The organism is Rhizobium sp. WSM409 (genome assembly GCF_057653825.1).
The window spans coordinates 12,465-25,595 of sequence record NZ_JBYGKP010000005.1 but is presented as its reverse complement, the minus strand read 5'-3'; the positions used below and the strand labels follow the sequence as shown (position 1 = coordinate 25,595).

General features: G+C 62.9%; 7 protein-coding genes and 1 pseudogene. 4 read left to right on the top strand and 4 right to left on the bottom strand.

Going from position 1 to position 13,131, the window contains the following annotated elements; all coding sequences use genetic code 11:
- Positions 1-273: 273 nt before the first annotated feature.
- From AC25BC_RS32910 to AC25BC_RS32895, 4 genes are read right to left on the bottom strand one after another with little or no spacing between them, the layout of a single operon-like run.
- Positions 274-2,511, bottom strand: a complete 2,238-nt coding sequence (locus AC25BC_RS32910) for an amylo-alpha-1,6-glucosidase (RefSeq protein ID WP_128439983.1) — start codon at positions 2,509-2,511, stop codon at positions 274-276.
- Between the two features lie 17 nt (positions 2,512-2,528).
- A complete protein-coding gene (locus AC25BC_RS32905; protein WP_487778595.1) occupies positions 2,529-5,213 on the bottom strand; it encodes a carbohydrate-binding protein in 2,685 nt (894 codons plus the stop codon).
- Positions 5,214-5,224: 11 nt separating this feature from the next.
- The gene (locus AC25BC_RS32900) at positions 5,225-8,764 is read right to left on the bottom strand and encodes a molybdopterin cofactor-binding domain-containing protein (RefSeq protein ID WP_128439985.1); all 3,540 of its coding nucleotides are present in this window, start codon (positions 8,762-8,764) and stop codon (positions 5,225-5,227) included.
- Entirely contained in the window at positions 8,761-9,285 is a 525-nt protein-coding gene (locus AC25BC_RS32895) for a (2Fe-2S)-binding protein (protein WP_128439986.1), read from the bottom strand. Before AC25BC_RS32895 ends, AC25BC_RS32900 begins: the two co-directional genes overlap by 4 nt.
- A gap of 351 nt (positions 9,286-9,636) precedes the next feature.
- Between AC25BC_RS32895 and AC25BC_RS32890 the strand changes: the two genes are divergently transcribed.
- From AC25BC_RS32890 to AC25BC_RS32875, 4 genes and pseudogenes are all read left to right on the top strand, one after another.
- A complete protein-coding gene (locus AC25BC_RS32890) occupies positions 9,637-10,773 on the top strand; it encodes an FAD-dependent monooxygenase (RefSeq protein WP_017997013.1) in 1,137 nt (378 codons plus the stop codon).
- Entirely contained in the window at positions 10,770-11,567 is a 798-nt protein-coding gene (locus tag AC25BC_RS32885) for an alpha/beta fold hydrolase (protein ID WP_128439987.1), read from the top strand. The genes AC25BC_RS32890 and AC25BC_RS32885 overlap by 4 nt, the downstream gene beginning before the upstream one ends.
- Before the next feature lie 89 nt (positions 11,568-11,656).
- A pseudogene (locus AC25BC_RS32880) lies at positions 11,657-12,410 on the top strand (maleate cis-trans isomerase family protein).
- Positions 12,411-12,465: 55 nt separating this feature from the next.
- A complete protein-coding gene (locus AC25BC_RS32875) occupies positions 12,466-13,107 on the top strand; it encodes an N-carbamoylsarcosine amidohydrolase (protein ID WP_128402195.1) in 642 nt (213 codons plus the stop codon).
- Positions 13,108-13,131 lie beyond the last annotated feature (24 nt).

Here is a 13,131-nt window from a genome sequence, read left to right as displayed (position 1 = left end):
TGCTAAAGCGCGCTTAATCATTTGTATGCATACTAAAAGCAGATGAGCATTGTCCGTGGAGCACTGACGTCTCGGCGAAATGAAGCGCGCGCTGCGACGCAGCGGCACACCACTTCTGTAAGAATAGTACATCACTTCACTGAGCGGCCGGCATGAATCCACGGATCTCCTGCAAGCTGTTCGTTCAACCCTCTGACTTTAGCATCAGTCTTTTATTTTATATGTACACAAACTATCTGTGAGGAATCGAGACCTGTCAAGCACTGCCTTGCTTTAGTGAGCGCTTGACGATGAAAAATAGACGTCGAGCCGGCGATCCTCCGCGTGTTCAGCAATCATGACGCGTATTCCGTCGCCGCCCGACACATAGTTGATGTCCTGCCCGTTGATACGGGCGGCAAGAACATCGCCCAATGCCAAGCCTGGCAACTCGATGAAACCTGCCTCGGAGACCGGAGCAATCGTGCAGGCCACCCGCCCGTTGGCGAAGACGATGCGCGACAGCGTAGTGTGCAGATCTGTCTTCAGTGCTGCGCGCCCGTTCAATGTCATCACCAGGGTTCCGGACTTGACGACCAGCTCGAGCGTTCCCGACGGCGAGACCATAGGTCCGAGCACCACATCCCGGCCGGCATGGCGCATCGTCCATCCGGTCCACGGATCGAAGTCAACAATCTCACTGGCAGCCATTAGCGGTAGCATGGCGGCCCAGATGTAGAATGGATCGGTATCACCTTGGTCCATCGCCTCGCCGGTGACGGCATTGTAGTTTTCGGAGGCGATACGATGCTCGCGCCAATTCTTCATGAACAGGTCGTAGCTCTGGCTTGCCAGCTTGCTCGCCGCCGCCACGAAGCCGTAGCGCCGCAGGCCGAGCCAGACCATATAGTTGACGTTCGGCCAGATGCGGCCGCGCCAGTAGACGTTGTCGGCGAAGGCCGGATCGTCTCGCGTTGCGTTCGGCAGCACGAAATCACCGCCGAAGGTCGTCTCGTCGCTCAGATGCTCGAGCAGACGCTCCGCCTGCGCCGGCGTCGCGGCGCCGCACAGCAGCGGGTAGAAGCTGGTCGGCGACAGCGAGCGCACGAAACCGCCGCGCCGCTGGCGATTGGCGAAGATGCCGCGGCTCTCGTCCCAGAGCGTCTGCGAGATCAGCGTCCGGTGACGCTCGGCCAAGGCGGCGAATTCGCGGGCATCGTCATGCTTGCCGAGCACGGCGGCCATTTTCGAAAGCATCTCGGCATCGAGAGCGGCCGCGCAGTTAAGGCCGAGATCGAAGGTCGACAGCGTCCGGGTGACGGGATCGTAGATCGCCTCGTCATGGGTCGCGGAATTGTCCATGCCGGTCTCGTTGCGCGCGGCAAAGGCCGTCCCCTTGTAGAGGCCCTCGCCCACATCGGAGGTGCCGCAGGACAAAAGGCCGGTACCATCAGGATCGCGGTTGTCTTGCCACCAGCGCCGATTGCGCACCAGCGCCTCGTAACTTGCCTGGATCATCGATCGCTCGCCGGTCCGCTGGTAGAGCTGCCAGACGACCAGTGCGCCGAACGGCAGCTGGGTGCGATCGACCCAGGCATCGTTGGAGGTGACGATGCAGGCGATATTGCCCTGCGGGGTTGCGCCGGCCATCGCGGTCGCCATGTTCTCGCGCGCCAGATCGGCGTCGAACACGCCCGCAAGAAGGGCGGCGAAAATCTGGTCGTTGAACCAGACGGCGAATTTCCCGAGGTTCCAGATCCGGGTGACCGCCGTGTAGGAACGCGCGTTGGTTTCGTCCCAGATGGTGTTCCAGGCGACGACGTCACGCATCGCGTCGAGCGCGCCCTCGAACATGCCGGTCTGCGCATCGGCAATCGCAGCTGGCGCGCCGGCGGCAAGGCATGTCTGCGCCTTGGCGATCGCCAATTCGGCACTGTCGGCGACGCCTGCGGCATAGGCGCCCTGGCGCATCATCTCGAGATTGAAACGCAGGGCAATCAACGGCGCTTCGCTCCTGCGGGTGGCGGTATAGAAATAGCCGTTTTCCTCGAAGTCGGCCCGCAGCGCCTCGATCGTCTCATGGCCGGTGACGTGCACCGGCGCCTCGGCGGTCGCGACCGCCACGAAGCGCGTTCCGACCTTCAGCAGCGTGATGTTGCGGCCCGCGTCATGGACCACCACCTCGCCGCCATCTGAGGAGATTGCCAGCGTCAGCCAGAATCGCAGTCCCCACTCGGCCGATACCTTGCCGTTCCAGCTGCCGCGGATGGCGAAGGGGTCGGTCTTCGTCGTTGAGAAGGCGACCGTCGTGCCGCTGAGCTCGGTCTCCAGCTCGATCAGCGAGCCGTCGATGGTGTGACGGCCGAGGCGAACCATATCGCGTCGCGGCTCGATCGCGGAGGTCGTCTTGCTGCGGGTCGAATAGAGAACCGGTGTGATCCGCACGCCGAGCGGCAGGAAGACCATTTCGGCCGGCCTGTTGGACCAGCTATTCCAGGCACGCATCAGGGGTATCGTCGAATGTTGTAGCATGGATCTGTAACTTCCGGTCAGTTTGCCAGCTGGATGAGCTTCGGTGCGGCGGACAAGCCGCTCCTGTCGGCGGTGTCACCGAGATAAGGCGTGTTGATGTAGTAGCGATTTGCGGCCGTGTTGGCGACGCGCAGTTCCAGCGAATGGACGCCTGGAAGCAGCCGCCCCAGAGCAAAGCGGTAGGGGCGCCAGCCTCTTCGATCGATCTGCCGGCCATCGAGCAGCGCCGCGACCACCGTGTGGACCTCGGGCAATTCGAGGACCCACTCGGCCTCATCGGCGATTTCGAGCGCCAGCCGATAAATGCCGGTACCGGAGAAACCGGCAAAACCCTGCGTTTCCCACCCTGCAACCACCGAGATCGGCACGAATCCCGCGTCAGGGCCCGGCGCGAAGCTCCAGCCGTCGACAAGCGATATGGCACGAGCCGCGGCAAGGAGCGGCTGGTGCTCGAGATGGCCTTGCCCGGTGGTCTTCTGCATCGTCTCGCCCAGTCGAATGCATTGCACCTCCTGGGGCGCGAGCGCGACTGTCAGGTGGCTGAAGACGGTTGCCTTTCCCACGTCTCCCGTCGTCGCGGACCAGACCTCGCACGCGAAACCGTCGCCGAAGGAAATCTCACTGATGAGGTGCGATGCGCCATCGTTGAACAGCACGACCCGCCACCAACCAGCGGCCTCATACCCCACCCATTGCCAGGGTCTGCCCGCGGAATGACAGGCAAGATCTGGACCCGATGACCTAAGCGACTGCAACAGAGCGGTGATGTCGCCTCTGCCGGGCATTCCTTCGAGATGGATCGACGTGCCGACGGCACGCCCCGCTGCGCCATCGCAGACGGTGGAGAGCCGCTCGCCTGAAGACCAGACAGCACCACCCGCCGCCTTGAAGACGGCGAGCATGTGCAAGGTCTTCGTCGTCTCGAGCACGGTGACGGACGGCAGAACGACAGCATCGAAAACAAGGCCGGACGCGCGCAGGCGGCCGTTCTCGATCGTAGCGGTCGCCAAATCGGCCTCGCTGACGAACATGAAGTCGCAGCCTTCCGCTAAGAGCCCTTCGCACCAGGCGCCGATATGGGTTGCATGGCTGTGGCGCGGCCCTTCTGCAAAGCCTGTATGAAGAGGATAAAGGATCGCAACCGGCGTGCGGGGCGTGGCCCCTTCGATGAAGGCGGAAATCCGTGCCGTCTCCTCGGCAAACAGATCGTGGTAGCTCCACCACGGTTCGAAATTGATGCCCGGCCCGAAATCGAAACGTGGATTGGAAAACGGCGTCGGATCGTTGTCGCGGCCGTCCGTCTGGTAGACGCCGTGCCAGAGGAATTGCCGGGTCCCGAGGCAGTGAAGCCTGATGGCCTGCGCCCGCATCGTCTCCAGGGTTAGTTCCCATTGCCCGGCGGCACGCACGGGCGTTCGCTCGGCGCTGGCGTATGTTTCGACGACGCATCGGCTGCGACCATTCGAACGGGCAACGGAGTCGCCGAGCTTCGGCGCCAGCTGCGCCACGAAATTGTTGCAATCAACAGCCGTCTCGTGCCGGTAGGCATCGATGCCGAAGAAATCCACGGCAAGCGCCACCCTGGGGTCGATGCTGGTAAAACCGCCGTTCAGCGACCAGGAACTGACATGCGGCAGGATCTCGTGCCCGGTGAGGACGATCCTCCTGCCCTCGGCCCATCGGCGCAACGTGCCGGAGAAGGCCTCGTTCATCAGGGCCGAGTAGGCGGCGTAGAATTGGGCGCGCAGCCGCAGGGTTTCAGGCCCGACGTCACGCACTAGCGCCAGCAGGGCCCTGGCGAAGGTCTCTCCCGTGCCGCGCGACACGGCGTCCGGCAGGGTCGGCGCATAGAGCAGGCTGTTGCCGAGGTCACCGGAGATCTGGCTCCACTTGTAGAAACCCGCCGCCGGCTGGTCGTAGAACACGAAGCCGACGGGGTCTGGCACGAGATCACCAAGCACCTCGACCAACGGGTCGAGCCCGACCTCGGTGAATTGTTCCGCTGCCTCTGGCAGGAGATAATTGATCAGCCGCGAGGTCGTCGACCGGGCGCTGACGAACACCGTGAGCATCTGCCCCTCGGCGGGCACGCCGTCGAACAGGTAGGTGCACGACGTTCGGTCGCTTTCGACGACGGATGTCCGCGCCGTGACGTCGACCACCTGATCGAGGCTGTCGATGCCGACCGAAGGATGCAGCAGCGCAGCCTCGACGGTCCATTCGCACCACTCGACGACGCTGCCCTCATACTGCCACGCGACGATATCGGCGCCCATCGTCCGGGTGAACGGCGGATGGATGCCGCTGATCTCGCCCCGCGCGTCTCCCGAGGACGACCAGAACAGGTGGCGCTCGCGCAGGTCGTCGCGGTCCGCGACCGTCCGGCCGCCGGCGTGACCGCTGATCCAGTTGTAATCGTCGTAGATACCGAGCTTCAGCCCCAGTTTGCCGGCAATCCCAGCCGCAACACGATAGGCATCCAGATAGGCCGGCGACAGGTAGTCATCGCGCGACATTGCGAGACGGGCCTGGATCAGGATCGTGCCGATCCCCTTCTGTTTGAAATCGGCGAGCTGCGCATGGCAAACGTCCTCTGTCGGGATCGAATGCCAGAACCAGTAGGCCGACGGACGAAACGCGGCTGTCGGGTTCTCGAACAAGTCGCGGCGGCCGATATCCTGTCCGGTTCGGATCAACTCCAACTCGTCTCTCCCTAGTGGCTTGCTGCCGTTACGCGTTGCATGGCTTTGGTCGTTTCCGTCCAGGCCGGCTTGTCGGGGGCGAAGCGCGCTCTCAGATAATCGGCGAGATCCTTGATCTGGCCGTCGTTCAGCGTCTGGTGGAAAGCCGGCATCGACATCACTTCAGGGGCTTGACGGCCGGTGGTCTGCGCCAGGATTGCCGGCGCCTCGACACCCTTCAGGATTGCCTGGATGAGATTGTCCGGGGTCTCCGCATGAAGATTGCTGTTGAGCGCCAGCGACGACAGGATCGTGTTTCCAGTGTGGCATGTGGCGCAGGCGCCATTAAACAGCCGCTCGCCCTTCGGCGATATGCGCGCGGCGGAAGCCTTGGCCGCTTCGCTCGCGGAAAGGGCAGCCTGGCTCTGCACCTTGCTATCGGCGGGGGCCTCGTTGAGGCTTGCGAGATATGTGGCCATGGCGCGGATATCACTGTCCGGCAGCGGCTGCAGGACCTCGACGACATGCGCCATCGGGCCGGCGGCACTGCCGTGATCGCGCGAATGTCCGGTGCGCAGGTAGTCATAGAAGGCGTCTGCCGTCCAGCCGACCGGGCCGTTGGCGAACGCATTCAGGGCGGGCGCCTCCCAGCCATCGGCAAAGCCGCCGGAAAGCCGGGCGCTGCCGCTCTTTTCCGCGCCGAGCGCATTTCGGTCCGTGTGGCAGGCCGAACAGTGGCCCAGGGTCTCGACGAGATAGGCCCCCCTGTTCCACTGCGCATCGCGGGTCTCGACATATTTGAACGGCTGCGCCTTCAGGAACAGCGCGTTCCAGCCCGCCATCATCGCGCGTATGCTGTAGGGGAAATTGAGCTTTGTCTCAGGCGCCTTTTCGGCGACCGGCGCCTGCGTCATCATGTAGGCGTAGAGCGCCTGAAGATCGGCATCCTCGGCGCCCGCGAACGAGGTGTAGGGGTGCGCGGGATAGAGGTGATGGCCGTCGCGGCTGATGCCCTCGCGCATGGCACGTTCGAAGGCCGGGTAGGACCAGGCGCCGATGCCGCTTTGGACATCGGGCGTGATGTTGGTGGCATAAACTGCGCCGAATGGCGTGTCGAAGCGCCGGCCACCGGCAAAGGGCGTTCCGTCGTTTCCGACATGACAGACATTGCAGGCGCCGGCCGCCGCCGCCAGCCGGCCGCGCTCGATGGTGGCGGCGCTGTAGACATTGGCGTCCGGCTGCTGGATGGTGCCGATCGCCGGGCGCCATGGCGATGCCATGGTCACGATACCGGACAGAGCGGCGACGGCGCCGATCGCCGACAGGCCGACGTTCCACCACCTGCGCTTTTTCGCGACCGGGGTGGCCGGCGTTTCGTTCGTCTTGCCGTTCAGCACGGCAAGGACCAGTTCCGGCGTCAGCGGCAGTTCGCGGAAACGAATGCCGGTGGCATCGTAGACGGCATTGGCGATGGCCGAGGCGCTGGGAACGGAGGCGGACTCTCCGACGCCGAGCGGCGGCTCGTCCTGGCGCGGCACCATCAGCACGTCGATATCAGGTACCTCGGGGAAGGTAATCAGCGGATAGCCGCCCCATTCCTTCGACTGCACCGCGGTCGAGGAAAATTCGACCTTTTCCTTCAGCACCCGGCTGGTGGACTGAATGATGTTGCCGTGGATCTGGTGGCGCACTCCGTCGGGATTGATCATCATTCCAGAGTCCTGCGCGCATGTCACCTTGGTAACCGCGATCTCGCCGGTCTTCTTGTTGACGGCGACATCGGCAACCCATGCCGCCCAGGCGGCGGCCTTGCCCGGAAACGGCCCGTGGACGTAGACGGCATAGGCAAATCCACGGCCGTAGAGCAGATCGCCTTCGCCGCTGAGCGTGCCCCACGTCGTATGCGGAACCCAATTCGCCCGTTCGGCAAGCGCGTGCACCAGGTCGACGGCGCGTGGGTCGTGGAGATAACGGAGCCGGTACTCGACCGGATCGACGCCGGCGGCGGCGGCCAGCTCGTCGACGTAGCATTCGTGGGCGAATGTATTCGGCATCGCCGACACGCCACGGAACCAGGAGGCGCGTGCGATCGGCGGCATGTCGTGCACGGTTACGCGCAGGTTGCCGTAGGCATAGGGTGGGATGGCGGTACGATCGCCCATCTGCACGACGTCGGAAACGGGCGGCAGCTTGCCGGTGAGGATCAGGGGAAGGGTTGGCGCCAGATTGGAGGGATAGCGCGTTTCGAAATCATAGGCGGACGGACCGCCCTCCAGATCGAGACCGCCGCGCACATCCATGATCTGGGCGGCGCCCTTCGGCTCCCAGGCATGTTCCTGTTCGCGCGTTAGCTGGACCCGGACGGGTGCCTTGACGGCCCGCGACAGCAGCGCCGCGTCGGCTGTTACGTCATCGGCGCAGTTGCGGCCGTAACAGCCGGCCGCCTCCAGCCGCTCGACCCTGATCTGCTCTTCCGGCATGTCGAGCAGCAGCGCCAGATCGCGGCGCATGGGATAAGGGTTCTGGGTTCCCGACCAGACGGTCAGCCCGGCGTCATTGTAATCGGCCACCGCGCAGGACGGGCCGATCGAGGCGTGCATCTGATAGGGCCACACATAGGTGCGGTTCATCGGCTGGGCGGTGCCGGCCAATGCCATGTCGACATTGCCGCGATCGGCAAGCTTGCGTGGCGTCGACGGATTGGCACGCAGCGCCTTCTCCGGCATGTTCAGATCCGGCCACTCGGGCGGCGCGCGCCACACGAGCTGCAGGCTTTTCGCCGCCTCGATGGCGATTTCCTCGCGGGTCGCGACAACACCGACGAAATCACCGATGGCGACCACGCCGACCAGCCCGTCGATATGCGCGACCGAGGTCTCGTCGATCGAGATCAAGCTGTTTCCGACATGCTCGCCATGATCGAATCCGGCATATGGCGGGCGGATAACGCGGCCGTGCAGCATGCCAGGCACGCGCACATCGTGGACATAGGTCCAGCGCCCGGTTGCCTTCTCGGGAATATCGACGCGCGGGCGCGACGAGCCAACCAGTTTATAGTCCGACGCTGGCTTCAGCGCCGCATTGCTGTCGATCGACAGCCTGACATGGCTGCCGACGACAACATCGCCGAAGTTCAGCTGCCAGTTCTCGCCGCCGTCGGCACGGATGACGCCTTCCTCCAGCCGCAGCCGCTCAATCGGCAGGCCGACCTTCTCGGCGGCCTTGACGAGCAGATGGTGGCGGGCGGTGGCGGCGGCCTGGCGCAGCGGTATCGCGGTAATCTGGATGGTTTCGCTGGCAATGGTCGCGCCCTGATTGGGCGCGGCGGTCGTCGTGCCGAGAACCATGTCCACCTGTTCGAACGGCACGCTGAGCTCTTCGGCGACGATTTGCGCCAGCGAGGTGCGGATGCCTGTCCCGAGATCGACGTGGCCGTTGAACGCTGTCACCCGGCTATCGGCCCCTACGGCGATATAAAGCTCGGCGGCGTCGCCCATCGACACGTCATTGACAATGAGAAGCGTGCTCGCGGCTGCCATGTAGGCGGACTTGGGTGCTTCGCGGTGGTTCATCGCGAAACCTCCGTCATGTCGTCGGTCATCGGGTCGACTGGCCAGCCGGCTTTGGTGAGGGTTACGGCGCGCCGCACAGCGGCCAGTATCTCAACATGCGTTCCGCACCGGCAGAGATGGTGCCGCAGAGCATCGCGAATATCGCTCTCTTCGGGATCCGTATTTCGCTGAAGCAGTCCAACCGTGGCGATGATCATGCCGTTGAGGCAATACCCGCATTGCGCCGCCGCCTCTTCGATGAAAGCCTGCTGTACCGGGTGCAGAAGCCCATCCACCGCCAGCCCCTCAAGCGTGATCACGCGTCGTTTGCCGATCGCGCCAAGCGGCACCGTACAAGAGCGCACCGGACGGCCGTCAACCAGAACCGCGCAGGCGCCGCATTCGCCCAGGCCACAGCCATATTTCGGTCCATTCAGGCACAGGTCGTTACGCAAGATGTAAAGAAGCGGTGTTTCCGGTTTCGCGCTAACGCGCCAAAGAGCGTCGTTGACATTCAGTGAAACGGAAACGGGAGGCTTCACGGGAATTCCTCCAGCATCGCGCAAATAGCCAGGCCTTTTGCTACTGGACGGATCGCTATACGGCGGGCGCCTTGGCGGCGCGTGCGCATCATAACGATACGACTGTCACCGACATTACGCATCTACTGCCCCTCATTTTTATATAAATAGCGTATACGCTTCATATGGGCCGCTGGCAAGTCGAATTTCGTTGTTGCAAACGTCGAAAAACGCGTTACGCTGGGGTATTCAACTAAACCAGCCCGCCACGAATGCTTGTCTCGCTCTTGCATTTTAAAGCGTATACGCTATAAGTAAGCCAATTCGCCTATCGCCAGAGCGATACGTTGAAAACGGAAAAAAGGGGTCGCCATGTCCACCGGAAATGAAAAGATCGCGATCATCGGTGCCGGCCTCGGCGGCGCGGCAGCAGGCGCGCTGCTCCAGCATGCCGGCTTCAATGTCCAGATCTTTGAACAGGCCCCGAGCTTTTCCCGCCTCGGCGCCGGCATCCACATGGGACCGAATGTCCTGAAGATCTTCCAGCGCATCGGCATGGACCAGAAGCTGATCGATATCAGCAGCACGCCGGCCTATTGGTTCAGCCGGGATGGCCTGACGGGAGACTATCTCTCCCGCATTCCGCTCGAAGGTTATGGCGCGACCTATTGTACCGTCCATCGCGGCGATCTCTCTGCCTTGCAGATGGACACCATGACTCCCGGCACCGTCCAGTTCAACAAGCGATTGACCCGCCTCGAAGACAATGGCTCGGATGTCTACCTCGAATTCCAGGACGGCACCTCGGCGCGCGCCACGATCGTGATCGGTGCCGACGGCATCAATTCGCGCGTCCGCGAGACATTGCTGGGCGCCGAAAAGCCGCACTATAGCGGCTGGGTCGGTCATCGCGCGATGATCTCGGCGGAAAAGCTGAAGAAGTTCGACCTGACCTTCGAGGATTGCGTCAAGTGGTGGGGGCCGGATCGCCACATGATGGTCTATTACACCACCAGCCGCCGCGACGAATATTACTACGTGACCGGCGTCCCGCACCCCGCCTGGGAATTCGACGGCGCTTTCGTGCAGAGCAGCCGCGAAGAAATGTCGGAAGCCTTTGCCGGATACCATCCGGTCATCCAGGCGCTGATCGAAGCCACCGACGACGTCACCAAGTGGCCGCTGTTCAACCGTAACCCACTACCGCTCTGGAGCCAGGGCCGCATGGTCCTGCTCGGCGATGCCTGCCATCCGATGAAGCCGCATATGGCTCAGGGTGCCGCCATGGCGATCGAGGATGCGGCCATGCTGGCGCGATGCCTGGAGGAAACCGGATCGCAGGATTACGCGACCGCCTTCCGCCTCTATGAGGCCAGCCGACGCGATCGCGCGACGCAGGTTCAGACCGTGTCCAACGCCAATACATTCCTGCAGACGCAGGAAGATCCTTCATGGGTCTACGGCTACGACGTCTATGCCGAGCCTATCCTCGACAAGAGTGTCGCATGAGCACGTCCCTTCTCTACGGCGCGAATGTCTTAGCCAACGGCATTCGCCAGCATTACCTCCGCTATGGCGGCAAGGGTCGGCCGGTCATCCTCATTCCCGGCATCACCAGCCCGGCGATCACCTGGGGCTTCGTTGCCGAACGCCTTGCCGAACGCCATGACGTCTACGTTCTCGATGTCCGGGGACGCGGCCTGTCCTCGACCGGTCCGGATCTCGACTACAGTCTCGATGCCATGGCCGCCGACGTCATCGGCTTTGCCCAGGCGCTCGGTGTTGACGCTCCTGCGCTGCTTGGCCATTCGATGGGTGCGCGCATCGCCATGCGGTCGGCAAATACCGGCGGCGAGTTCTCCCGCCTCGCCCTTATCGATCCCCCCGTCTCCGGGCCGGGCCGCCGGCCTTATCCGAGCAAGCTGCCCTGGTATGTCGATAGCATTCGCCTCGCGCTGGCAGGCATCGATGCCGAGGGCATGAAGGCGTTTTGCCCGACATGGACGGAAAGCCAGCTGCAGTTGCGTGCCGAATGGCTGCACACCTGCTTCGAGCCTGCCATCGTCACCGCCTTCGAGGACTTCCACAAGGACGACATCTTCCCGGATTTCGCCACACTGAAGCAGCCGTCGATGCTGATGGTCGCGGGACGTGGTGGCGTGATTGCGCCGGAAGATGTAGCGGAAATCCGTGGGCTCAATCCCGCTATCGAGATCAGCCGCGTCCCGAATGCCGGCCACATGATCCCTTGGGACGATCTCGACGGCTTCTTCGAGGCGCTTGGAGATTTCCTCTCCCGATAAACGCCAATGGCGGGTCTTTGGCCCGCCATTTTTATTGCCGCAGCGAGAGCGCCCAATGTGCGCCCGCTCACTCATCAAAGGAGCCGTCCGTGCAGAAACCCTATCGTATCGGCCAGATCGTGCCGAGTTCCAACACAACGATGGAGACGGAAATTCCGGCGATGCTGATGGCTCGCCAACTGATCCGCCCGGAGCGCTTCACCTTCCACTCCAGCCGCATGCGCATGAAGAAGGTGGTCAAGGAAGAACTGGCCGCCATGGACGCCGAATCCGATCGATGCGCCATCGAACTGTCCGATGCCCGCGTCGACGTGCTGGGATATGCCTGCCTCGTCGCCATCATGGCGATGGGCCTCGGCTACCATCGCCAGTCGGAAAAGCGCCTGACCGGCCGCACGCAGGAAAACGACACGAACATCCCGGTCGTCACCAGCGCCCGGCGCGCTGATCGAGGGCCTGAAGGTGATGAAGGCGAAGAAGATCGCCGTCGTCGCGCCCTATATGAAGCCGCTGACCGAACTCGTCGTGAACTATATTCGCGAGGAAGGCTTCGAAGTGATGGATTGGCGGGCGCTTGAAATTCCCGACAATCTGGATGTTGCCCGCCACGATCCGGAAAACCTGCCGGCCATCGTCCAGACGCTCGATCTTTCTGATGTCGATGTCATCGTGCTTTCGGCCTGCGTGCAGATGCCGTCGCTGCCCGTCATCGCCAAGGTCGAGGCCATGACCGGCAAACCGGTGCTCACCGCTGCCGTGGCAACCACCTATTGCATGCTGAAATCACTAGGACTGGAAGCCGTCGTGCCGGGTGCCGGTGCCCTTCTGTCCGGCGCTTATTGAACCTGAATTTGTCGTTTCCGGCCGCATTGCGGCGGAGGAAAACAAGGAGTGCCCGATGCAGAGTGCTGAAACCAACTATCAGGGCGTTTGGGGCAACCGCATCGGTTTCGGCCAGCGGCCGGCCCTTCTGGTGATCGACTTCCTGAAAGCCTATACGGTGGAAGGCGCGCCGCTCTATGCGCCGGGTGTTGTCGATGCCGTCGCACAAACACCGGCACTTCTGGCTGCGGCGCGCGCCGCAGGCATTCCTGTCATCCACACCCGCATTCTCTATCTCGCCGAGAACTGCGCCGATGGCGGCATGTGGGTGAAAAAGGCTCCGGTCATGATGGCGATGGTCGAGGGCAACGTGCTGGCCGAATTCTGCGACGGCGTCGAGCCGGAAAAGGGCGAGCTGGTCATCGTCAAGCAATATGCCAGCGCCTTTTTCGGCACAAGTCTCGCCTCTCTGCTTCACACGCAGGGTATCGATACCGTCGTTCTTGCTGGATGCTCGACAAGCGGCTGCATTCGCGCAAGTGCGGTGGATGCCGTCCAGCACGGCTTTCGGACGATCGTCGTGCGCGATTGCGTCGGCGACCGGCACCCCGATCCGCACAATGCCAACCTCTTCGATATCGACAGCAAGTATGGCGATGTCGTTTCGAGGGAGGATGCCATCGCCGAAATCGCCAAGATCAAGTCCGACCGTCCGTAACTTTGCAAAAACAGCCAAGCCTTC

Coding starts and splice junctions, on each gene's coding strand:
- AC25BC_RS32910 (WP_128439983.1), bottom strand. CDS start 2,511: ATGCTACAACATTCGACGATACCCCTGATGCGTGCCTGGAATAGCTGG.
- AC25BC_RS32900 (WP_128439985.1), bottom strand. CDS start 8,764: ATGAACCACCGCGAAGCACCCAAGTCCGCCTACATGGCAGCCGCGAGC.
- AC25BC_RS32890 (WP_017997013.1), top strand. CDS start 9,637: ATGTCCACCGGAAATGAAAAGATCGCGATCATCGGTGCCGGCCTCGGC.
- AC25BC_RS32885 (WP_128439987.1), top strand. CDS start 10,770: ATGAGCACGTCCCTTCTCTACGGCGCGAATGTCTTAGCCAACGGCATT.
- AC25BC_RS32875 (WP_128402195.1), top strand. CDS start 12,466: ATGCAGAGTGCTGAAACCAACTATCAGGGCGTTTGGGGCAACCGCATC.